The organism is Streptomyces sp. NPDC047315, from assembly GCF_040643215.1.
GTDB lineage: Bacteria > Actinomycetota > Actinomycetes > Streptomycetales > Streptomycetaceae > Streptomyces.
The window spans coordinates 114751-135890 of sequence record NZ_JBEYTZ010000023.1 but is presented as its reverse complement, the minus strand read 5'-3'; the positions used below and the strand labels follow the sequence as shown (position 1 = coordinate 135890).

Annotated in this window: 18 protein-coding genes; 10 read left to right on the top strand and 8 right to left on the bottom strand. The window is 73.5% G+C overall.

All coding sequences use genetic code 11. The features are described 5' to 3' along the window. Positions 1 to 24: 24 nt before the first annotated feature. From ABZ842_RS25615 to ABZ842_RS25605, 3 genes are read left to right on the top strand one after another with little or no spacing between them, the layout of a single operon-like run. Entirely contained in the window at positions 25 to 789 is a 765-nt protein-coding gene (locus ABZ842_RS25615; protein WP_361541051.1) for a 5-oxoprolinase subunit PxpA, read from the top strand. Then, positions 786 to 1403, top strand: coding sequence for a 5-oxoprolinase subunit PxpB (gene pxpB / locus ABZ842_RS25610; protein ID WP_361541048.1), 618 nt, complete (start codon positions 786 to 788; stop codon positions 1401 to 1403). The genes ABZ842_RS25615 and pxpB overlap by 4 nt, the downstream gene beginning before the upstream one ends. Beyond that, positions 1400 to 2263 carry a biotin-dependent carboxyltransferase family protein gene (locus tag ABZ842_RS25605; protein ID WP_361541045.1) on the top strand — a complete coding sequence of 288 codons (864 nt, stop codon included), beginning with the start codon at positions 1400 to 1402 and terminating at the stop codon, positions 2261 to 2263. Before pxpB ends, ABZ842_RS25605 begins: the two co-directional genes overlap by 4 nt. Positions 2264 to 2291: 28 nt before the next feature. Here the strand turns inward: ABZ842_RS25605 and ABZ842_RS25600 are convergent, their stop codons facing one another. The 3 genes from ABZ842_RS25600 to ABZ842_RS25590 all read right to left on the bottom strand — a co-directional run bounded on the left by ABZ842_RS25600 (position 2292) and on the right by ABZ842_RS25590 (position 8287). Further along, the gene (locus tag ABZ842_RS25600) at positions 2292 to 5975 is read right to left on the bottom strand and encodes a hydantoinase B/oxoprolinase family protein (RefSeq protein WP_361541042.1); all 3684 of its coding nucleotides are present in this window, start codon (positions 5973 to 5975) and stop codon (positions 2292 to 2294) included. Positions 5976 to 6161: 186 nt separating this feature from the next. Beyond that, positions 6162 to 7580, bottom strand: coding sequence for a HEAT repeat domain-containing protein (locus ABZ842_RS25595; protein ID WP_361541039.1), 1419 nt, complete (start codon positions 7578 to 7580; stop codon positions 6162 to 6164). Positions 7581 to 7894: 314 nt separating this feature from the next. Then, on the bottom strand, positions 7895 to 8287 hold the full coding sequence (locus ABZ842_RS25590) for an ankyrin repeat domain-containing protein (protein ID WP_361541036.1): 393 nt from the start codon (positions 8285 to 8287) through the stop codon (positions 7895 to 7897). Positions 8288 to 8549: 262 nt separating this feature from the next. Here ABZ842_RS25590 and ABZ842_RS25585 point away from each other — a divergent pair, with 262 nt between their 5' ends. Continuing rightward, positions 8550 to 8744, top strand: a complete 195-nt coding sequence (locus ABZ842_RS25585) for a hypothetical protein (RefSeq protein WP_358824785.1) — start codon at positions 8550 to 8552, stop codon at positions 8742 to 8744. 64 nt (positions 8745 to 8808) lie between these two features. After that, the gene (locus ABZ842_RS25580; protein WP_361541033.1) at positions 8809 to 10464 is read left to right on the top strand and encodes a hypothetical protein; all 1656 of its coding nucleotides are present in this window, start codon (positions 8809 to 8811) and stop codon (positions 10462 to 10464) included. A 17-nt stretch (positions 10465 to 10481) separates the two neighbouring features. Here the strand turns inward: ABZ842_RS25580 and ABZ842_RS25575 are convergent, their stop codons facing one another. Further along, a complete protein-coding gene (locus tag ABZ842_RS25575) occupies positions 10482 to 11984 on the bottom strand; it encodes a PLP-dependent aminotransferase family protein (protein ID WP_361541030.1) in 1503 nt (500 codons plus the stop codon). Between the two features lie 100 nt (positions 11985 to 12084). Here ABZ842_RS25575 and ABZ842_RS25570 point away from each other — a divergent pair, with 100 nt between their 5' ends. The 4 genes from ABZ842_RS25570 to ABZ842_RS25555 all read left to right on the top strand — a co-directional run bounded on the left by ABZ842_RS25570 (position 12085) and on the right by ABZ842_RS25555 (position 15735). Further along, complete coding sequence (locus ABZ842_RS25570; protein WP_361541028.1) at positions 12085 to 12846, top strand: hypothetical protein; 762 nt, start codon at positions 12085 to 12087, stop codon at positions 12844 to 12846. After that, complete coding sequence (locus ABZ842_RS25565) at positions 12843 to 13622, top strand: glycerophosphodiester phosphodiesterase (protein ID WP_361541026.1); 780 nt, start codon at positions 12843 to 12845, stop codon at positions 13620 to 13622. Before ABZ842_RS25570 ends, ABZ842_RS25565 begins: the two co-directional genes overlap by 4 nt. A gap of 40 nt (positions 13623 to 13662) precedes the next feature. Beyond that, entirely contained in the window at positions 13663 to 15051 is a 1389-nt protein-coding gene (locus ABZ842_RS25560; protein WP_361541023.1) for an MFS transporter, read from the top strand. A 309-nt stretch (positions 15052 to 15360) separates the two neighbouring features. Next, a complete protein-coding gene (locus ABZ842_RS25555; RefSeq protein ID WP_361541020.1) occupies positions 15361 to 15735 on the top strand; it encodes an RNA polymerase-binding protein RbpA in 375 nt (124 codons plus the stop codon). Between the two features lie 246 nt (positions 15736 to 15981). On the opposite strand, the gene fxsA is transcribed toward ABZ842_RS25555, so the two are convergent. The 4 genes from fxsA to ABZ842_RS25535 all read right to left on the bottom strand — a co-directional run bounded on the left by fxsA (position 15982) and on the right by ABZ842_RS25535 (position 20492). After that, on the bottom strand, positions 15982 to 16596 hold the full coding sequence (gene fxsA / locus ABZ842_RS25550; protein WP_361541017.1) for an FxsA family membrane protein: 615 nt from the start codon (positions 16594 to 16596) through the stop codon (positions 15982 to 15984). Between the two features lie 93 nt (positions 16597 to 16689). After that, entirely contained in the window at positions 16690 to 17472 is a 783-nt protein-coding gene (locus ABZ842_RS25545) for a polyprenol monophosphomannose synthase (protein WP_361541014.1), read from the bottom strand. Between the two features lie 549 nt (positions 17473 to 18021). After that, a complete protein-coding gene (locus ABZ842_RS25540; RefSeq protein WP_361541011.1) occupies positions 18022 to 19665 on the bottom strand; it encodes an amidohydrolase in 1644 nt (547 codons plus the stop codon). 374 nt (positions 19666 to 20039) lie between these two features. Continuing rightward, entirely contained in the window at positions 20040 to 20492 is a 453-nt protein-coding gene (locus ABZ842_RS25535; RefSeq protein WP_361541008.1) for an Lrp/AsnC family transcriptional regulator, read from the bottom strand. Between the two features lie 202 nt (positions 20493 to 20694). Here ABZ842_RS25535 and ABZ842_RS25530 point away from each other — a divergent pair, with 202 nt between their 5' ends. Then, entirely contained in the window at positions 20695 to 21111 is a 417-nt protein-coding gene (locus ABZ842_RS25530; RefSeq protein ID WP_361541005.1) for a hypothetical protein, read from the top strand. Positions 21112 to 21140 lie beyond the last annotated feature (29 nt).

Below are 21140 nucleotides of genomic sequence, written 5' to 3'. Positions count from 1 at the left end.
GGACCGGGAAAGGAAGGGCTGCACATGACGTGGGCGTCCATCGATCTCAACGCCGATCTGGGCGAGGGCTTCGGCCAGTGGCGGCTGACCGACGACGAGCAGTTGTTGTCCGTGGTCACCAGCGCGAACGTCGCCTGTGGCTTCCACGCCGGGGACGCGACCACCATGCGTCGGGTCTGTCGGCTGGCGGCCGAGCGCTCGGTGCGCATCGGGGCCCACGTGGCGTACCGCGATCTGGCCGGGTTCGGGCGGCGGGCCATGGACGTGCCCCCGGACGAACTCGCGGCCGAAGTCGCCTACCAGATAGGCGCGTTGGAGGTGTTCGCCCGATCCGCCGGCTCCCGCGTCGCGTACGTCAAGCCGCACGGCGCCCTGTACAACCGGGTGGTCCGGGACGAGGATCAGGCGGCGGCCGTGGTGGACGGCGTGCTGCTGACGGGAGAGCGGCTGCCGCTGCTCGGGCTGCCCGGGTCCGCCCTGCACGTGGCGGCGGAGAAGGCCGGACTGCCGGTGATCACCGAGGGTTTCGCGGACCGTGCGTACACCGCGGAGGGCACCTTGGTGCCCCGTGACCAGGATGGAGCGGTGCTCACCGACGCGTCGGCCGTGGTCGACCGGTCCGTCAGCATGGCACGCTTCGGCGTGGTCGGCTCGCACTGCGGTCGGTCGGTGTCGGTGCGGCCCCGCTCCCTGTGCGTCCACGGGGACACCCCGGGCGCGGTGGCATTGGCCCATCAGGTGCGCCGGGGGCTGGAGAGCGCGGGCGTACGGGTCGGGGCGTTCGCATGAGGGCTCTACCGGTGGGTGATCGGGCGCTGCTCGTCGAGCTCGCGGACGGGCAGGAGACGGGCGCGCTGCACGCCGAGTTGGTGCGCCGGCGCGCGGCGGGCGACCTGCCGGCGGTGACGGAGATCGTGCCCGCCGCGAGGACGGTGCTGCTCGACGGCCTGGCCGACCCCGCCGGCTTCGCCGTCGAGTTGGCCGGGTGGCGCGTGCCGCCGCTGCGGTCGCAGGAGGCGGACGTCGTCGAGGTGCCGGTCCGCTACGACGGGCCCGATCTGGCGGAGGTGGCCGCGCTGTGGGGGGTGTCGGTGGAGCAGGCCGTGGCGGTCCACTCCGCGGTCGAGTTCCGGGTCGCCTTCTGCGGCTTCACACCGGGCTTCAGCTACCTCACCGGCCTCCCCGCACGGTACGAGGTGCCGCGCCGGGCGACCCCGCGCACCTCGGTCCCGGCCGGCTCCCTCGGCCTCGCCGGCCCGTACACCGGGATGTATCCCCGCTCCTCGCCCGGTGGCTGGCAGCTCATCGGCACGACCGACAGCCCCCTGTGGGATCCGCGCCGGGAGCCGGCCGCCCTGCTGTCCCCCGGAGCTCGGGTGCGGTTCGTACCGGAGAGCGCATGACGGATCGCGCGATCGCCGTCGTACGGGCCGGGGCACTGACGACCGTGCAGGACCTGGGCCGCTTCGGGCACGCCCACCTCGGGGTGGGGCGGTCCGGGGCGCTCGACGGGCCCGCGGCCCGGCTGGTGAACCGGCTGGTGGGCAATGCCGAGGGGGCCGCGGTGTTGGAGACCACGGTCAACGGTTGTGCCGTGCGGCCCCGTCGGGCGGTGACCGTGGCCGTGGGCGGTGCCCCCTGCCCGGTCGCCGTGGACGGCCGGCCGGTGGCGTGGGGGGCGGCGGTGCGGGTGCCCGCCGGCGCGCTGCTGGAGCTGGGCCCGGCGACGTACGGCGTACGGAGCTATCTGGCGCTGGCCGGCGGTGTCGCCGTCGAGCCGGTGCTCGGCAGCCGGGCCACGGATCTGTTGTCGGGCCTCGGCCCGGCGGTGCTCACGGACGGGGCCGTGCTTCCGCTGGGGGCGCCGGGCGGTGCGCCGGGCCGGGTCGACGGCGTCGTGCCCTGGTCCAGCCCGCCGCCCGAGTTGGTGTTGCGCATCCGCTTGGGGCCCCGCGCGGACTGGTTCACCGGGGCGGCGCTGCACACCCTCGTCGCCGGCGGCCACCAGGTCTCGGCGGCGGGCAACCGCATCGGGATGCGCCTTGAGGGCCCGCCGCTCCAGCGGGCGCGGGAGGGGGAACTGCCCAGTGAAGGCATGGTGTTGGGGGCGGTCCAAGTGCCGCCGGACGGCTGCCCGGTGGTCTTCCTGGCCGACCATCCGACGACTGGCGGCTATCCGGTGGTCGCCGTCGTCGACCACCGCGACCTGCCCGGCGCGGCCCAGGCCGTGCCCGGCACCCCGGTGCGGTTCGTCCCCGTGTGACGAGGGAGCCGGATCCCGGGGGCACGGTTCAGGGCACGGGTGGTCCGTATCCCCCGCCGCCCGGGGTCTTCATCACCAGGACGTCGCCTGGGGCGACGTCCACCGCATCGACGCCGCGGAGCGGGGTGACGGTGCCGTCGGCGCGTTCCACCGCGTTCTCGCCGAGCGCCCCGGGGCCGCCGCCGGCCATGCCGTAGGGCGCGATGCGACGATGACCGGTGAGCAGGGCCACGGTCATCGGCTCCAGGAAGCGGATGCGACGGACGACGCCGCAGCCGCCGTGCCAGCGGCCGGTGCCGCCGCTGCCGGTGCGCACGGCGAAGGAGTCGACGCGCACCGGGTAGCGCCACTCCAGGACCTCCGGGTCGGTGAGGCGCGAGTTGGTCATGTGGGTCTGGACTGCGTCCGCGCCGTCGAAGCCGTCGCCCGCGCCGGAGCCGCTGGCCACCGTCTCGTAGTACTGGACGCGGTCGTTGCCGAAGGTGAGGTTGTTCATGGTGCCCGCGCCCTCGGCCTGGACGCCGAGGGCGGCGTACAGCGCTCCCGTGACGGCCTGGGACGTCTCCACGTTGCCGGCGACGGTCGCCGCGGGATGTTCGGGCGCGAGCATCGACCCGGCGGGGACGCGGACCTCCAGGGGCTCCAGACAGCCGCTGTTCAGCGGGATGTCGGCGCCGACGAGGGTGCGGAAGACGTAGAGCACGGCGGCCATCACCACGGAGGTGGGGGCGTTGGCGTTGCCGGGCAGTTGCGGCGAGGTGCCGGTGAAGTCCAGCACGGCGCTGCGCGCCTCGCGGTCCACCCGCAGCGCGACCTGGATCACCGCGCCGCCGTCCGTCTCGTAGCGGTACGTCCCGTCCGTCAGCCCGGCGACGATGCGACGCACCGACTCCTCCGCGTTGTCGCGCACGTGCCGCATGTAGGCGTGCACGACATCCAGCCCGAACTGGTCGACCATGTGGTCCAGTTCCGCGATGCCCTTCTCGTTGGCGGCGATCTGGGCGCGGAGGTCGGCGAGGTTCACGTCCGGTGCGCGCGACGGGTAGCGGCCGGCGGTCAGCAGTTCACGGGTCTCCGCCTCCCGCAGCCGCCCGTCCCGCACCAGCAGCCAGTTGTCGAAGAGGACGCCTTCCTCCTCGATGGTGGTGCTGAAGGCGGGCATCGACCCCGGGGTGACGCCCCCGATCTCGGCGTGGTGGCCGCGCGAGGCGACCAGGAACCGCAGCCGCGGACCGTCGGCCCCCGCGCCGTCCCCACCGTTGCCGCCGTCGCCGCCTTCGGCGCCGAAGACCGGTGTCACCACGGTCACGTCGGGCAGATGGGTGCCGCCGTGGTATGGGTCGTTGATCGCGTACACGTCTCCGGGGCGCAGCCGGTCGCGGTTGCGGCGCAGCACCTCCTTGATCGACTCGCCCATGGAGCCGAGGTGCACCGGGATGTGGGGGGCGTTGGCGATGAGGTTGCCCTCCGGGTCGAACAGGGCGCAGGAGAAGTCGAGCCGCTCCTTGATGTTGACGGAGTGGGCGGTGTTCTCCAGCCGTACGCCCATCTGCTCGGCGATGGCCATGAAGAGGTTGTTGAAGACCTCCAGCAGCACCGGGTCCACGTCCGTGCCCACGGCGACGCGCTCGGGCCGGGCCGTGACCCGGGTCAGCAGCAGTTCCCCGCCGTCGTCCGCCTCGGCCCGCCATCCGGGGTCGACGACGGTGGTCGCATCGTCCTCCGCGACGATCGCCGGCCCGGTCACCGCGTCGCCCGCGCGCAGGTCCGTGCGCCGGTGCAGCGGCACGTCCCGCCAGGCGCCGGCGACGTACATCGGCACCATGGCCCGCGGCCCGGCCCTGTTGGGCTCTCCCCCTTCCTCTGCCCCTTCGTCAGCCCCTTCGTCAGCCCCTTCCTCAACGCCGTGTTCGGCCCGGTGCTCCTCCGCCGCCCCGGTCGCCTCCACCGACACCGCCTCGACGACCAGCGGTTTGTCCATGGTGAAGGCGTACTGCGCGCGGTGGGCGGCCTCGAAGTCGCCCCGCATCACGTTCTCGTCCGCGAGCGGTACGGGCAGGGGCGCGTCCGTGCCGGCGTACCGCAGCAGCACCTTCGCGCGGGTGGTGATCGCCGCGTCCGCGATGCCGTCGGCCCGCAGTTCGGCGCGGGTGCGGTCGGCGAGTTCCCGGCACAGCTCCCGCACCCGAGCGACGGCCCGGGCGTTCAACTCGGCTTCCACGGACTGCTCGCGCATGGCGGTGGCGTCGGCGAGCCCGATGCCGTACGCGGAGAGCACACCGGCCAGCGGCGGCACGATCACGGTGGAGACGCCGAGGGCGTCGGCGACTGCGCAGGCGTGCTGGCCGCCGGCGCCGCCGAAGGAGTTCAGGGCGTAGCGCGTGACGTCGTGGCCGCGCTGAACGGAGATCTTCTTCACGGCGTTCGCCATGTTGAGGACGGCGATCTCCAGGAAGCCGGCGGCCACGTCCTCTGGCGCGGGGGCGGTCTCGGTCTGCTGCCGCACCCGTTCGGCGAGTTCGGCGAAGCGCTCGCGGACGGCGGCGGCGTCCAGCGGTCGGTCGCCGTCCGGGCCGAAGACGGCGGGGAAGTGGGCCGGTTGGATGCGGCCGAGCATGACGTTGGCGTCGGTGACGGTCAGCGGTCCGCCGCGGCGGTAGCAGACGGGGCCGGGCACGGCGCCCGCCGAGTCGGGGCCCACGCGGTAGCGGCGGCCGTCGAAGTGGAGCACGGAGCCGCCGCCCGCGGCGACGGTGTGGATGCTCATCATGGGCGCGCGCATCCGCACGCCGGCGACCTGGGTGCCCAGTTCGCGTTCGAACTCCCCCGCGTAGTGCGACACGTCGGTGGAGGTGCCGCCCATGTCGAAGCCGATGACCCTGCGGTGGCCGGCGCGCCCGGCGGTGCGGGCCATGCCGACCACTCCCCCGGCCGGTCCGGACAGCACCGCGTCCTTGCCGCGGAAGTGGGCGGCCTCCCGCAGTCCGCCGTTGGACTGCATGAACTGCAGGCGGATGCCGGGGAGTTCGGCCGCCACCTCGTCCACGTACCGCCCGAGGATCGGCGAGAGGTACGCGTCGACGGCGGTGGTGTCGCCGCGGGGTACGAGTTTGATCAGCGGGCTGACCTCGTGGGAGCAGCTGACCTGGGTGAAGCCGAGTTCGCGGGCGGCTTCGGCGACCTGCGTCTCGTGGTCGCGGTGGCGGTAGCCGTGCATCAGGACGACGGCCGCGCTGCGGAAGCCGTCGGCGCGGGCCGCGGCCAGCCGTTCGGTGACGGTCGCCAGGTCGAGGGGGCGTACGACGGTGCCGTGCGCGTCGACGCGTTCGGGGACCTCCACGACCCGGTCGTACACGGCCTGCGGCAGCAGGATGCGGCGGTCGAAGATGCGGGGGCGGTTTTGGTAGGCGATCCTCAGGGCGTCGCCGAACCCTTCGGTGATCAGCAGGACCGTCGGCTCGCCGCGCCGCTCCAGCAGGGCGTTGGTGGCGACCGTGGTGCCCATCTTGACGCAGGAGACCCGCTCGGCCGGGACGGGCTCGTCCGGACCCAGGCCCAGCAGCAGTCGGATGCCGGCGACGGCCGCGTCCCGGTAGCGCTCGGGGTCGTGGGAGAGGAGCTTGCGGGTGACGAGGCGTCCGTCGGGGCGTCTGCCCACGATGTCGGTGAAGGTGCCGCCGCGGTCGATCCAGAACTCCCAGGGCCCGGTCATCCCTCCATTGTGGCGGGCGGGAGGCCGGCGGACACGGCGACGGAACCGACCGGCGCTGGGCGGTGTATACGAGGTGCGGCGCGGCGGGCGGGTCCGGGCGCACGGCGGGCGGCAGGGCCGGCGGGCGGGTCCGGGGGCACGGCCCGGGTTCGGACCCGCCCGCCCTCGTGCGGGGCGCGCAGCGCGTCAGATCGCCGGGGTGTCCGGACTGATCCTGCTGCGCACGGCCGTCTGGACCTCGTCCTCCTCGGCCGGGTCGGCGGCGAGGCGGCGCAGGCGTTCGGCGACGCGGATGTCACCGGTCTCGGCGTGGCGGGCGGCCACCTCGCGGGTCGTCTCCTCGCAGTCCCAGAGGCATTCGACGGCGAAGCCGGCCGCGAAGGAGGGGTCGGTGGCGGCCAGGGCGCGCGCGGCGCGTCCCCTGAGCTGGGAGGAGGCGGTCTCTCGATAGATGTGGCGCAGGACGGGGGCGGCGCAGGCGATGCCCAGGCGGCCGGTCCCGTCGACGAGCGTCCAAAGGAGGGGGGCGTCCGGCCCGTCGGCCCGGACGGTTTCGCGCAGGGCGCCCAGGACCAACTGGGCGTCGCTGGCGGTGCCCCGGCAGGCGAGCACGCAGGCGGCCGACGCGCCGAGCGCGTCGGGGCGGTGGACCCAGCCGCGGGCGCGGTCCACGGCCTCCTCGCCGCACATGCGCTCGAACGCGGCGATCGCGGCGTCGGCGACGGTGCGGGAGCCGGTGGACGCGGCGAACTCGACGAGGTCGAGGACGGCGGGGTCCCGGGATTCGGCGAGGTAGTGCAGGGCGGCGCTGCGGGCGCCGTCGCCGCCCTCGCGCGCGGCGGTGACGATCAGGGCGCGGTCGTCCGTGCCGGCGACCGCGACGAGGCACCGGGCGGCGGGGACGTGCAGTGCGACACCGCGCGCCGCGCCCTCGTCGGCCCAGTCGAAGACGGCCTGGACGCTCCAGCCCGGGCGGGGGCCGCTGGGCCGCAGTTGGCGCTGCCAGCGGTCGAAGGAGCCGGCTTCCTGGGCGGCGCGCACCCGGGCGCCCACGCCCTCGCGCGGGTCGTCGGCCCACAGCCGCCACGGCCGTGGCTCGAAGGCGTCGCGCACGGTGACGGCCAGGTCGGCGTCGCCCTCCGGGGTGGCGGGAAATCTGGCCAGGATCGGAGTGGCGAGGGAGCGCAGCCCGGCGTCGTCGTCACGCAGCGCGAGCTCGTCGAGGGCCCAGGCCCAGTTCGAGCCGCGGGTAGCGTAGTCGCGCAGCACCTCCAGGGCGTCCCGCCTGCCGTACGAGGCGAGGTGGCCGAGGACGGCGAGTGCGAGCCCGGTGCGCGCCTCGTCGGTGTCGACGAGGTCGTCCGTATCGCACAGGTGGCGCTGGATCGCCTCAAGACCTCCGTGGAGGTCCAGGTAGAGGCGTGCGTAGTAGAGGGAGCGGTTCTCGACCTGCCAGTCCTTGCGGGGGTCGTTCAGTACGCAGTGGTTGAGGGCAGCGAGCGCTTCGGCGCGCGGTGCGGCAAGCGCGTGCAGCGTGCCGTCGCCGCGGCCCCTCTGCAGCAGGCCGAGCAGCGTGCCGCTCGGCGCTATGACTGGATCGAACATGGGGAAAGCCTCACATCAAGCTCTCGACGCGACCGGTGAACGTGAATGCCTAGGCCGCGCAGCAGCATGCGGACCCGTCCGTCGCCACGCGCGCTCGACGCGTCTTCTGCTCGGTGTAGACCATCTTCATCGCCTCTCGTCGGTGGGTCCCAGGGGAATTCCCGGTGATGTCCAGGACAGGACCCGTCGTCATGATGACCCACCCATATCGCCACCGCGACCACATTTACGACGTCCCTCCCGGGGCGGCCGAGACGGCCTCCGGGCGACGACGGCGGAAACTCTCCGTGACGAAACGGTGGGCGCCCGGCAGCTCACTCGTCGCCGAACAGCCTCAGAAGCTCTGTCTTCCCAAACATCCGCGCGGTATCCACGGCGGAGGGAGTTCCCGCGCGCGGATCGGCGCCGTGCGCCAGCAGGACGCGGACGACCTCGTCCTCCCCCTTGAAGACCGCGCCGGCGAGCGGGGTCTGGCCGCGGTCGTTGGGGCGGTCCGGCTCGGCGCCGCGGGCGAGGAGGGCCTCGACCGCTGCCGTGTGGCCGTGGTAGGCGGCGAGCATCACGAGGGTGTCGCCGCGGTCGTTGGTGAGGTTCGCGGGCACTCCGGCGTCGACGTACGCGGCGAGCGCCTCGGTCTCGCCGCGGCGAGCCAGGTCGAAGACCTTGGTCGCGAGTTCGATCACTTCCGGATCGGGGGACTCGCTCATCGGAAGGACCTCCTTTCACTCCGTTGACCTGGGCGTACGGCGGGAACAGCCGTACGAGCGCATCGATTGGGCGACAGGTTACTGCCCGCGGCGCCGGCCGCGGGCCGCGACCGCGGCGGGCGCATGTCGACGCGCGGACCGATGTGCACCATTTCAGTGAAGTTCATTACTTTTCACCCGTTTGCACCTTTAATCGCATATGTGATTCCTGTGAGGTTGGAAGTACTCATGGTGACTGTCCCCTCACCCAGGAGAACCTCACATGATCCTCTCCATCTCAGGCGTGGTCCTGCTCGCGATCATCGTCTTCCTCTTCTTCAAGAAGGACGGGCTGAAGGCGTCCCACGCACTCGTGTGCGCGCTCTTCGGATTCTTCCTGGCGGGCACCGCCATCGCCCCCAGCATCACGGCCGGCAGCCAGAGCCTCGCCAGCCTGCTTGGCGGCATCAAGTTCTGACCCGCGAGCCGCCGTTGCGACCCGCGAACCGCCCCCCTTACCGCACGCATCCCAGGAGAACGACGTGGCCCGGCTACCGCTCCCCCGCATCCTGAGCACCGGATCCGCGCAGCTCGCCCGGAGTCGGGAGTTCGCACGCACGGCCGCGGACGGCGCCACCGACGTGCTCCATCCGCTGATCACGGTCTCCCGCGGGCTGCGGCAGCTGACGGGCCTCGCCCGGCAGAGGTGGCTCGCCACCCCCAGGGAGAAGCGCGGTCCCCTGCTCTTCTTCGTCGCGGTCGGCGTGCTGGTGGTGGCGTTCGTCCCGTACGGGCCGCTCACGGCCCTGATCGCGCTGATGGCCGCAGCCGCCTGGAAGGGGCGGGTGCGCACACCCGTGCGGACCGGCCCCGACGAGGCCGAGGCCGGTCGGCTCCAGGCCCTCTACGACGCGCTCGTGCCGTACTTCACCAACCCCGACGACCCCGCTCCGCTGTTCGCCCACGGCGGCCAGTGGAGCAGCGCCTTCAGCGACCACGCCTTCGACGGCGCCGGCCGGCTCACCGCGCTGCGCATCTCCTACCCCGCCTACTTCACCGACGGCGAGGAGGAGTCCCGGGCGCGGATCGAGCAGGTGCTGCACGCCAAGTCGGGGCGGGGGCGCGAATACCGCTTCTGCTGGGACGAGGAGGGCAACCGCCTGCTGATGACGGTGCTGCCGGCGCTGGCGACCACCATCACCGCCCAGCGCTTCGTGACCGCCCCCGGCGAGACCGTGCTCGGCTTCACCGACGCCGACGCGGTGCAGCGCACGGTGCCCGTCGCGGACGGCGACGGCACCCGGGACGCGCCCCCGGTCATCTGGCGCACCGGCCCCCGCTCCACCGAGCCCCATCTGCTGGCCGTGGGCGAGCCCGGCAGCGGGACCACCACCCTGCTGCGCTCGATCGCCCTCCAGGCACTGGCCCACGGCGACGTGCTGATCGTGGAGGGCAGCGGCACCGGGGAGTACGCCTGCCTCACCGGGCGCGGCGGGGTACTCGCCGTGGAGTGCGCACTCTCCGGCGCCCTGGCGAGCCTCGAATGGGCGGCCCGGGAGACCGAGCGGCGGCTGATCGCCGCGAACCGCGCACGCCAGGCGGGGCTGCCCGCGCCCGACGACACCAAGCGTCCGCTGTGGATCCTGGTGGACCGACCGTCCGTCTTCGGGCACCTGGCCGCGGCCGACGGCCATCCCGACCCGCAGGAGCTGCTGTCGGTGCCCCTGCGGCACGGGCGGGCGGCCCACGTCACCGTCGTGGTGGCCGAGCAGTCCGACTGCCTGGACGAACTGTGCGAGGCGGTGCTCGCGCACACCCGCGCCCGGGTCGTGCTCGGGCCGGCCGACTTCGACCGGGTCGAGGCCGTGCTCGGGGCGGTGCCGCAGACCACCCCCGCGCCGCAGGTGCCGCCGGGCCGCGGCTACGCGCGGCTCGGCACCGGTCCCGTGCTACGGCTCCAGGTGCCGGCGACGCCCGATCCGTACGACGAAGCGACCGGCCACGACCAGCGGCTGGCCGTCCTGGAACTGCTGCCCGAACGGCCCGACGGGGCCGAGCAGGGCGAGGCGTACGGGCAGCGGGACCCGCACCGGCAGCACGACGTGCGCCCCGTCGAGCCGGTGTCGATCCCCGCCGCGAAGATCGACGGGCCGGCCCCGCCAGCGGACACCGCGCGACCGGTGCCCGCAGAAGGCTGACCCGCGGCGTCCGCGCCTCACGCCACGAAGGTGCGCGGCGCCTCCGCGCCCGTCGTCCCGCCGGTGCGCACCACCCGCGCCGCGGCGGCCAGCCGCACCGCCGCCTCGTCCGCGACCGGTCCGCCCACCGTGAACGGCAGCCGGACGAAGCCCTCGAAGGCCCCGTCGACCCCGAAGCGCGGGCCGGACGGCACCCGCACCCCCACGCGTTCGCCCGCCTCCGCGAGCCGGGAGCCGGAGAGTCCGCCGGTGCGCACCCAGAGGGTGAGGCCGCCGCGGGGGACGGTGAACTCCCAGTCGGGCAGCTCCCTGCGCACCGCGCTCACCAGCGCGTCCCGGTTCTCCCGCGCCTGGGCGCGGCGCACCGCGACCGCCTCGTGCCACCCGCCGGTGCGCATCAGCCAGTGGACGCCCAACTGCTCCAGGACCGGGGTGCCGAGGTCCGCGTAGGCGCGGGCGGCGACCAGCGAGCGGATCACGTCGGGCGCGGCGCGCACCCAGCCGATGCGCATCCCGGCCCAGAACGCCTTGCTGGCGGAGCCCACCGTGACCACCGTGCCGCCCGCCGGGTCGAAGGCGCACACGGGTCGGGGCATAGCCCGCCCGTCGTCGTCCAGGTCCAGCTCGGCCATGGTCTCGTCGACCACCAGCACGGTGCCCGCGGAGCGGGCCGCCTCCACCAGGCCGCGGCGCTGGTCCTCGTCGGCGAGTGCGCCCGTGGGGTTGTGGAAGTCGGCGACGACGTACGCCAGCCGGGGCGCCGCCTGGCGCAGCACCTGCCGCCAGCGCGACAGGTCCCAGCCGCCGAGTTCCTCCTCCATCGCGACCGGCACCAGCCTGGCCCCGGCCTCCCGCATCAGCTGGAGGATGTTGGCGTACGACGGCGACTCGACGGCGATGCGCTCGCCGCGGCCGGCGAAGAGGTGGCACAGCGCGTCCATGGCGCCCATCGCCCCGGTGGTGACCATGATCTGTTCGGGCATGGTGGGGATGCCCTGCGCCGTGTAGCGGTCGGCCAGCATCTGGCGCAGCACGGGGATGCCCGCGGGGTAGTCGCCGTGGGTGTGCGCGTACGGCGGCAGCTCGTCGAGCGCCCCTTGGAAGCTGCGGGTGAGCCACGGCTCCGGGGCCGGCAGCGCCGCGCAGCCGAGGTCGATCACGGAGCCGAGCGCCTCGGGCGGCAGCGGCTCCAGACCGCGCGCCGGCAGCGGGTTGCCGGCCGGGACGGCGGTCCAGCTGCCCGCCCCCCGGCGGGATTCGAGGAAGCCCTCCGCGCGCAGCGCCTCGTACGCCGCGGCGACCGTGGTGCGGGAGACGGTGAGGGCCAGCGCGAGCTCGCGCTCGGCCGGCAGTCGGGCGGCGACCGGAACGCGCCCCTCCAGGACCAGCAGGCGGATGCCGTCGGCGAGCGCCCGGTAGGCGGGCGGCTTGCGCGTGCCGGGACCGGCCGGGCGGTGCTGTTGGGCGGCGAGCTGCCGGGCGAGCTGAGCAGCACCCACGGCAGAAGTCCACTGAGCCATGGAAGTCAGTCCACCTTCCTTGAATTGGCCATGGTTGGCATCTACTCAATGGCCACAGGGTGTCATGAGTCAGTCCACCATCGCCAGGAGGGGGCCTCATATGTCTGAGGAATCGATCGCACCGACGGACGCACCTTCGGACTCGGCCCGGGCCGCCGGCGCCGTGCGCTCCCGCCGACTGCCGCGTCGGCTCGCCCAGCTCTACGGAGGGCTGGTGCTGTACGGGGTCAGCGCCGCCGTGATGGTCCGCGCCGGCCTCGGGCTCGACCCGTGGGGCGTCTTCCACCAGGGGCTGGCCGAGCGGACCGGGCTGACCATCGGCGTGGTGACCACCCTCGTCGGCGTGCTGGTGCTCCTCGCCTGGATCCCGCTGCGCCAGCGGCCGGGGCTCGGCACGATCTCCAACGTCCTGGTCATCGGCGTCGCGATGGACGCCGCCCTGTTCGTCCTCCCCGACGCGAAGGGGCTCGCGGTGCAGATCCCGGTGCTGGTCGCGGGCGTGGTGGCGAACGGCGCGGCCACCGGGCTCTACATCGCGGCGCGCTTCGGGCCCGGCCCCCGGGACGGTCTGATGACCGGGCTGCACCGGGTCACCGGCCGCTCCATCCGACTGGTCCGCACCGGCATCGAGGTGGCGGTGGTCGCCAGCGGCTTCCTGCTCGGCGGCACGGTGGGCGTCGGGACGGTCGCGTACGCCCTGGGCATCGGTCCGCTGGTCCAGGTGTTCCTGCGGATCTTCGCCGTGCCCGAGGACGGTCCGGCCGCCGAGGCACCCGGGGGCCGCGTGGTGGCCCGCGGGCAGGTCGCCGAGGGCGGACCGGACGCCGGCGCTCCGGCTGAAGGAGCGATACTGCGGCAGTGACCCGCGTACCGAGACCCCGACCGTGCCACCCCGCGCTGGAGCATCCGTCCGTGCTGCCGTTCGCCCACCGCGGCGGGGCGGCGGACGGCCTGGAGAACACGGTCGCGGCCTTCCGGCGCGCCGCCGCCCTCGGCTACCGCCACTTCGAGACCGACGTCCACACCACCGCGGACGGACGGCTCGTCGCCTTCCACGACGCGACCTTGGACCGGTTGACGGACGTCGGCGGCCGGATCGCGCAGCTGCCGTGGCGCGAGGTGCAGCGGGCCAGGGTCGCCGGCCGGGAGCCGGTGCCGCTCTTCGAGGAGCTGGTGGAGGAGTTCCCCGCCGCCCGGTGGAACGTGGACATCAAGGCGGAGTCCGCCTTGGAGCCGCTGGTGGACCTGGTGCACCGGGCCCGGCTGTGGGACCGGGTGTGCGTGGGGTCCTTCTCGGAGGGCCGGATCGCCCGCGCCGCCAAGCTCGCCGGCCCCCGGCTCGCCACGTCGTACGGGGTGCGCGGCGTCGTCGGGCTGCGGCTGCGCTCCCTCGGGCTGCCCGCGGCGGTGCGCGCCGGCGCGGTGTGCGTGCAGGTCCCCGAGACCCGCGGGGGCGTACGGGTGGTGGACCGCCGCTTCGTGCGGACCGCGCACGCGCGCGGGCTCCAGGTCCACGTGTGGACGGTGAACGACCCGGACCGGATGTGCGCCCTGCTCGACCTGGGGGTGGATGGCATCATGACCGATCGTTTGGAGACGCTGCGCGCGGTGCTGACCGATCGGGGTGCCTGGGCCTGACCCGCGCGTCCGCACCGCGCACGAACGAGGGGGGCGCGGCATGACCGCCGGGACCGCGGAGCACGAGGGGGCTGCGGGCGACGGCCGCGGGCCGGACGGGCCGGAGGGCGCCGCGCCGCGGGAACGCCGGCGCGAGCAGCACGGCTGGTACGCGTACGACTTCGCCTGCTCGGTGTACTCGACCAGCGTGGTCACGGTGTTCCTGGGGCCGTACCTGACCTCGGTGGCGAAGGCCGCGGCGGACGGCGAGGGGTACGTGCACCCGCTGGGCGTCCCGATCCGGGCAGGTTCCGTCTTCCCGTACGCGATCTCCGCGTCGATCGTGCTGGCAGTGGTGCTGATGCCGCTGGCGGGCGCGTGGGCGGACCGCACGGGGCGCAAGAAGCCGCTGCTGGCCGTCGCCGCGTACACCGGCGCCGCCGCGACCTGCGCCATGTTCCTGCTGGACGGGGAGCGCTATCTGCTCGGCGCCGGCCTGCTGATCGTCGCCAATGCGTCACTCGCGGTGTCGATGGTGCTCTACAACGCGTATCTGCCCCAGATCGCGACCCCCGAGGAGCGCGACGCGGTCTCCTCTCGCGGCTGGGCCTTCGGCTACGCCTCCGGCGCGCTGATGCTGGTGCTGAACCTGGTGCTGTACGCGGGCCACGGCTCCTTTGGGCTCTCCGAGTCGGAGGCGGTGCGGATCTGTCTGGCCTCGGCCGGCCTGTGGTGGGGCGCCTTCACGCTCGTCCCGCTGCGGCGGCTGCGGGACCGGGCGGCGCCGCGGGCGGGCCGCGGGGCACCGTCGGGCGGTTGGCGGCAGCTGGTGGCGACCTTGAAGGACATGCGGCGGCATCCGTTGACGCTGTCGTTCCTGCTGGCGTACCTCGTCTACAACGACGGCGTCCAGACCGTGATCTCCCAGGCGTCGGTGTACGGCTCCGAGGAGCTGGGGCTGGGACAGACGACGCTGATCGTGGCGGTGCTGCTGGTGCAGGTGCTGGCGGTGGCGGGGGCGCTGTGGCTGGGTCGGCTGGCCCGCACGCACGGAGCGAAGCGCGTCGTCCTCGGCTCGCTGTCCGCGTGGACCGCGATCCTGGCCGCGGGCTACTTCCTCCCGGCCGGCGAGCCGGCGTGGTTCTTCGCGCTCGCGGCTGCGATCGGGCTGGTGCTGGGCGGCAGCCAGGCGCTGTCCCGCTCCCTCTTCTCCCACCTGGTGCCGCGCGGCAAGGAGGCGGAGTACTTCGCGGCGTACGAGATGAGCGACCGGGGCCTGAGCTGGCTGGGGCCGCTGGTGTTCGGGCTCGCGTACCAGCTCACCGGGAGCTATCGCGACGCGATCCTCTCACTGGTGGCCTTCTTCGCCCTCGGATTCGTCCTGCTGGCGCGGGTGCCGGTACGGCGGGCGGTGGCCGCCGCGGGCAATCCCGTGCCGGAGCGGATTTAGACGTTGAAGTGAAAGGCCGGTAGTGTACGCGTTTGGCCTGCCAGGCGGACCGTTACTGCGCACTGAGGAAGCGGCATCACTGGGTGACACTTTCTGTCAGATGTGACAAACCGGGCACTGGTGGGTACTTCAACCTAGGGCTTGTCGTGTGGATCCCGCCCGATCCGTTCGACGCGTCCAGGGGAAAGCAGCGGCACGACGGGCGACGCATGACCCGGAACGGGAATCTTTACGGCCGACCGGACGTTGACCGGATGACGACGACAGCGACACCTGTCCTGTGGGCGACAAGCCCGGGAGGCACGATTCATGAGTGAGCGAGCTCTCCGCGGCACGCGACTCGTGGTTACCAGCTACGAGACGGACCGCGGCATCGATCTGGCCCCGCGCCAGGCGGTGGAGTACGCATGCCAGAACGGACATCGGTTTGAGATGCCGTTCTCGGTGGAGGCGGAAATTCCGCCGGAGTGGGAGTGCAAGGCGTGCGGCGCCCAGGCACTCCTGGTGGACGGCGAGGGCCCCGAGGAGAAGAAGGCCAAGCCCGCGAGGACGCACTGGGACATGCTCATGGAGCGGCGCACCCGCGAGGAGTTGGAGGAGGTGCTGGCCGAGCGGCTGGCGGTCCTGCGCTCCGGCGCGATGAACATCGCGGTGCATCCGAGGGACAGCCGCAAGTCCGCCTAGGTTCGCCTGGGCATGGGCACCGGGTCGCCCGCGACCCGGTCAGCCGGCGGTCCCTACACGGACCGCACGGACGGCGCCAAGAAGGACGGCACCATCGAAAGGGGCCGGGACACACACCGTGTGTCCTGGCCCCTTTCGTATGTTCGCTTTCACACGTCTTCGTATGTCCGCCTTCGCGCGTCTTCGTATGTCCGCCTTCGCGCGTCCGCCTTCACATGCCGGGCGCTTTCGAATGCCTGCTGCCCGTTACGGCCTGGGGTCGCCGTCCGGGCGGATGACCTTGCCCTCGATGATCCTCGGCTCCTGCTCGGCCCCGGACCCCGCCCCCTGGCCGGACCCGGCTCCCCCGGCCGACGGCTCCGGGTGGATGACCTCGCCCGGGACGACCTTGCCGTCGGGACGGCGCATCCGCGCCTGGTTGAACGCGTCGCCGAGGCTGCCCGGCGCGGCGGCCTGGATGCGCCGCTCGATGGAGCGCTCGACAGCCCTGCTCAGGAAGGTGCGGACGGGCGGTACGAGCAGCACCAGGCCCACCGCGTCCGAGATGAACCCGGGCAGCATGATCAGGCCCCCCGCGAGCATCAGGAAGCCGTTGCCGTTCGCCCCGCTCTCCGGCGTCTCGCCGCGCTGCTGCCGCTGGAGCGTCTCCGCGAGGTTGCGGTAGGCGTTGCGGCCGGCGCGCTTGATGATCGTGCCGCCGAGGACCGCCCCCGCGATCAGCAGGGCGAGGACGGTCAGCGCGCCGACCTTGGAGCCGACGAGGATCAGCACCCAGATCTCCAGGGCCAACCAGAGGGCGAGGCCGATCGGGAGGATGCTGCGGACGCGCGAGCGCTTGGGGGGCAGGGAGCCGGTCGTCATGCTCCCAGTGTGCCTGGGTGCCCGTCGAAGCGGCACGGGCGGGTGATCATCGGACGGAACGGAGCTGGGCTGGGACGACGGGCGTCGGGTCCGTCAGACCGGCGGACGGCCCCGGAAACGGTTCGCCCGGTCCGAGAGACCCCAGCCGGCGACCCGCCACAGGGCCTCCACGGCGATGTCACGGTTCATCTTGGAGTCGCCCAGCTCCCGCTCGACGAAGGTGATCGGCACCTCCACCACGTGGAACCCCAGGGCCACGGCCCGGCGCGCGAGGTCGACCTGGAAGCAGTAGCCCTGGGAGGCGACCTGCGAGAGCCCGAGGCCGCGCAGCGTCTCGGCGCGGAAGGCGCGGTAGCCGCCGGTGACGTCCCGGATGGAGAGGCCGAGGAAGAGGCGGGAGTACGTGCTGCCGCCGCGGGAGATGAACTCGCGGTACTTGGGCCAGTTCACGACCCGGCCGCCGGGGACCCAGCGCGAGCCGAGCACCAGGTCGGCGCCCTTGAGGGCGGTGAGCAGCCGGGGCAGTTCCTCGGGCTGGTGGGAGCCGTCGGCGTCCATCTCGATCAGGACGCCGTAGTCGCGCTCCAGCCCCCAGGCGAAGCCCGCGAGATAGGCGGCGCCCAGCCCTTCCTTGCCCTTGCGGTGCAGGACGTGGACCTGCTCGTCCTCCGTCGCGATTTCGTCGGCGAGCTTCCCGGTGCCGTCGGGGCTGTTGTCGTCGGCGACGAGCACGTCCGCGTCGGGGACCGCGGCGCGGACCCGGGAGACGATCTTCCTGATGTTCTCGGCCTCGTTGTAGGTCGGGATGATCACCAAGGCTCGGCCGAGCGGACCGTACCGCCTCTGGGCCTCGCGGTCCTTAGCGCCGTCGTTCACTGCTGCCCCTTCGTGTCGTGCACAGGGCCCCACCTTAGCGATCGTCGGAGCGTTCGCAGGGCACCCGGCAGCGACGGCACGGACAGGGGGTGTCGTGGGGCCCGGGCCAGCGGGACCGAGAGGCGAGGGGCGGGGGCGGTGCGCGTACGGATCGGGGACCGGCGTCCTTCGGGCCGACCTGGGATCCGCTGGCTGCGGATCGACCGAGAGCCGTTGTCTACTGAACGCCGGGCCCCACCCGGGTCACACCTGCCGATCGGCTGAAACCTTCCCTCGCCCCCGAGGCGCGGACGCTGGACCTGGCTCCCAGTGGCAGTGCTCCGGTGCGGTGCACTGCCCCATGACCCAGCGGCGTCGACGACTTGCGTGGAGGTCCTGCCGGTCGGACGTCCTGTGGTGGACTCGGCCGAACCTACCCGCCCGTGGGCGCTCCATGTCAACAGTCGTGCGATCTGCGCGGTTTGCCCAATTCGCCCGACCAGTACCGAAGATCCGCAGGTCGTGGCGGACCGTTCCGAGCGCCGGTTGACGGAGCGAAATGTCCGTACGTCACCCGTTCAGGCGATCAAAGACGGTGCGACCGGAGACCACCGTGCGCAGGCAGCGCGGGAGTTCGCCACCGGGCGTGAGGTCGGGCAGCCCCGGGGTGCCCGAGCGCGGGTCGGTGGACCAGCGGGCGACCCGGTCGTCCGGGGCCTGGACCACCAGGTCACCGGCGTGCCACACGGCGTAGTCGGCGGGTGCGCCGGGCACCAGGACGCCCGCGTCGTCCCGGCCGATCGCCCGCCAGCCGCCGCGGGTGTGGGCGGTGAAGGCCGCCCGCACGGACACCCGGTGCTCGGGGGTGCGGTGGAAGGCCGCCGCGCGGACCGCGCCCCAGGGGTCGAGCGGGGTGACCGGGCTGTCGGAGCCGAAGGCGAGCGGCACGCCCGCGCGCAGCAGCGCCGCGTACGGGTTGAGGGTGCGGGCCCGCTCGACGCCCAGACGCTCGGCGTACATGCCCGTTTCCCCGCCCCAGGCGGCGTCGAAGGCCGGCTGGACGGAGGCGGTGAGCCCGAGGTCGGCGAAGGCGGCGACGTGCTCGGGGGTGAGCATCTCGGCGTGCTCGACCCGGTGCCGGGCGGCGCGCACCCGGGCCGTGCCGAGCGCGTCGGCAGCCGTCCGCACACCGGCCACCACCGCGCTCAGGGCGGCGTCACCGATGGCGTGGAAGCCGGCCTGGAGCCCGGCTTCGGTGCAGGCGGTGACGTGGGCGGCGATCTCGGGGACGTCCAGGTGACGGACGCCCGTGTGGTCCGCGTCGGCGTACGGGTCGTGCAGACAGGCGGTGTGGGAGCCGAGTGAACCGTCGACGAACAGGTCGCCCGCAGCCCCGACGGCGCCGAGGTCCCGGATGCGCCGGGCGTCCTTTGCATCCGCGATGCGCTCGGCCCAGTAGCCGACGACCCGGGGGCCGGGGTGGGACTCGGCGAGGGCCAGCAACCCGGTGAAGTCGGCCTCGTCGGAGATCTCAGGCCCGCCGCACTCGTGCAGGGTGCCGATGCCGAGGGAGGCCGCGCGGTCGAGCGCGGCGCGCTGGGCCGCGGTGCGCTGCGCGGGGGTGACGGCGGCGTGCGCCGCGGCCCGGACCGCGTGGTGCGCGGCGCCGGTGAGCGGTGCGTCGGGGTGGTACCCCGACAGCTCGGTGACGCCCGGCACCAGGTCGAGCAGGGCGGTGCTGACGACGGCCGAGTGGACGTCGACCCGGGGCAGATAGAGCGGACGGCCCCCGGTCGCCTCGTCCAGCTCCGCGCGGGAGGGCGGCCGGCGCTCCGGCCAGCGGGCCGCGTCCCAGCCGCCGCCGAGCAGCACCGCGTCGTCCGGGCGCGCGTCGGCGTGCCGCCGTACGAGCGCGAGCGCGTCCGCCACCGTGTCCGCCGCGGCGAGGTCGAGGCCGGTGAGTGCGAGCCCGGTGGAGGTGGTGTGCACATGTGCATCGGTGAACGCGGGGGTGACGAGGGCACCGTCGAGGTCGACGACGTCGTCGGCCGCCGCGGCGAAGGCGTCCGCGGCCCCCTCGGACCCCACCCAGGCGACGTGTCCCCGTTCGACCACCATCGCGGTGGCGAAGGGGTCGGCGGGGCTGTGGACTTCTCCCCCGCGCAGCAGGACGGTGCGGTGATCGCCGCGGGCGGGGGTGGTGCGCTCGGTCATGGCACCAGCCTAGGTCGCCCGTTCCTGGCCCCTCTGCCCGCCCTGCGGACGGGCCGGGCCCTTTGGTGGGTACGACCTCCCGGGACAGAACGCCCGGGTCGGATCCTGATGGTCCCGCGCGCTTCCTTGTGCCTCAGGACGTAGCCGCCGCGACCCTGCGGGAGGATTGGTCTCCGCCGCCCGGTGGGTGGCTGTTCGCGCAGTTCCCCGCGCCCCTGATCCGCTGCCCCCGTCACTCGTCTGCGGGCTGAGGGCAGGGCATTCAGGGGCGCGGGGCGACAAACCACAGACGGGCCGCAGACGCCGCGCTGCGCATTCGCCACGCCGCTACCGCCCCGCCAGGGCGGTGGCGTTGGGGGCTCTCCGGGCGCGCTCTAAGGGGCGCCCTTGATCTTGGGCGGGCGGGCCTCGTAGGGGGTGGAGAGGACGACGGTGGTGCGAGTGGAGACGCCGGAGAGGGAGCGGATGCGCGTGAGCAGGTTCTCCAGCTCCACCGGTGCGGCGACGCGCACCTTCAGGATGTAGTTCTCGTCGCCGGCGACGCTGTGGCACGCCTCGATCTCCGGGACGCCCGCGAGGCGTTCGGCGATGTCGTCCGGGGCGCTGGGGTCGAAGGGCTTGACCGAGATGAACGCGGTCAACGGCAGCCCCACCGCCTCCGGGTCGACGACGGCCGCGTAGCCGCGGATGACGCCGCGCTGTTCCAGCCGGCGGACGCGCTGGTGCACCGCCGAGGTGGACAGCCCGGTGGCCTTGCCCAGGTCGGTGTAGCTCATCCGCCCGTCCTTGACCAGCAACTCAACGATCTGACGATCCAGCTCCTCCATGCGGATCAACTTAATTGCCGCGGCGGCTTCCGGCACACCCGTACGCCGCGTCGAGCGCCCCCGGGGCGTTCGTGTGACCAACGCCACAGACCCTGAGGGGTGTCCGTCGTGACCGGACGGTTATCCGGGGGGCCCATGGGGAAGTGCTTGCTGTGGTCGAGGCCACATGAGCCGGGTTGGCCCACCTGAGGGGGAGTACTCCATGCAGAGCGTCAGGAAGAGCGTCCGCACCGAACCGGAGCCTGTTGATCCGGCGGAGTCTGCGAGGTCTGCCGAATTGGACGAGCCGAGCGCCTACGACACCTTCGACATGTACCGGGTCATCTGCCCGGACTGCGCACAGCCCATCGCTCTCCTCGCGGAGGAGGACGTACTCCCGGAGCACGCCCTGTGCCCCACCCCCTGGAACCCCTTCGGACTGACGGTCTGCTCGGGCACCGGTCGCCCGGCGGCACAGGCGCGTCCCGCTGACGAGACGATGGAGCCCCAGGAGCAGGGCATGGGGCTGCTGTTGACGCTGCCTCAGGGGCTGGACTGGCGCATGCAGCCGTTCTCGCACGTCGGCGGCCCCGGCTCGCGCCCGCGGCAGTTCCCGCCGATGCGTCACCGCGCGGCCTGACGGCGCGCAGGGCCGGCCGGTCACGGCGG

What these genes read in the sequence shown, in the direction of transcription:
- ABZ842_RS25615 (WP_361541051.1), top strand. Translation starts at nt 25, where the DNA reads ATGACGTGGGCGTCCATCGATCTCAACGCCGATCTGGGCGAGGGCTTC.
- pxpB (WP_361541048.1), top strand. Translation starts at nt 786, where the DNA reads ATGAGGGCTCTACCGGTGGGTGATCGGGCGCTGCTCGTCGAGCTCGCG.
- ABZ842_RS25605 (WP_361541045.1), top strand. Translation starts at nt 1,400, where the DNA reads ATGACGGATCGCGCGATCGCCGTCGTACGGGCCGGGGCACTGACGACC.
- ABZ842_RS25600 (WP_361541042.1), bottom strand. Translation starts at nt 5,975, where the DNA reads ATGACCGGGCCCTGGGAGTTCTGGATCGACCGCGGCGGCACCTTCACC.
- ABZ842_RS25595 (WP_361541039.1), bottom strand. Translation starts at nt 7,580, where the DNA reads ATGTTCGATCCAGTCATAGCGCCGAGCGGCACGCTGCTCGGCCTGCTG.
- ABZ842_RS25590 (WP_361541036.1), bottom strand. Translation starts at nt 8,287, where the DNA reads ATGAGCGAGTCCCCCGATCCGGAAGTGATCGAACTCGCGACCAAGGTC.
- ABZ842_RS25585 (WP_358824785.1), top strand. Translation starts at nt 8,550, where the DNA reads ATGATCCTCTCCATCTCAGGCGTGGTCCTGCTCGCGATCATCGTCTTC.
- ABZ842_RS25575 (WP_361541030.1), bottom strand. Translation starts at nt 11,984, where the DNA reads ATGGCTCAGTGGACTTCTGCCGTGGGTGCTGCTCAGCTCGCCCGGCAG.
- ABZ842_RS25570 (WP_361541028.1), top strand. Translation starts at nt 12,085, where the DNA reads ATGTCTGAGGAATCGATCGCACCGACGGACGCACCTTCGGACTCGGCC.
- ABZ842_RS25560 (WP_361541023.1), top strand. Translation starts at nt 13,663, where the DNA reads ATGACCGCCGGGACCGCGGAGCACGAGGGGGCTGCGGGCGACGGCCGC.
- ABZ842_RS25555 (WP_361541020.1), top strand. Translation starts at nt 15,361, where the DNA reads ATGAGTGAGCGAGCTCTCCGCGGCACGCGACTCGTGGTTACCAGCTAC.
- fxsA (WP_361541017.1), bottom strand. Translation starts at nt 16,596, where the DNA reads ATGACGACCGGCTCCCTGCCCCCCAAGCGCTCGCGCGTCCGCAGCATC.
- ABZ842_RS25540 (WP_361541011.1), bottom strand. Translation starts at nt 19,665, where the DNA reads ATGACCGAGCGCACCACCCCCGCCCGCGGCGATCACCGCACCGTCCTG.
- ABZ842_RS25535 (WP_361541008.1), bottom strand. Translation starts at nt 20,492, where the DNA reads ATGGAGGAGCTGGATCGTCAGATCGTTGAGTTGCTGGTCAAGGACGGG.
- ABZ842_RS25530 (WP_361541005.1), top strand. Translation starts at nt 20,695, where the DNA reads ATGCAGAGCGTCAGGAAGAGCGTCCGCACCGAACCGGAGCCTGTTGAT.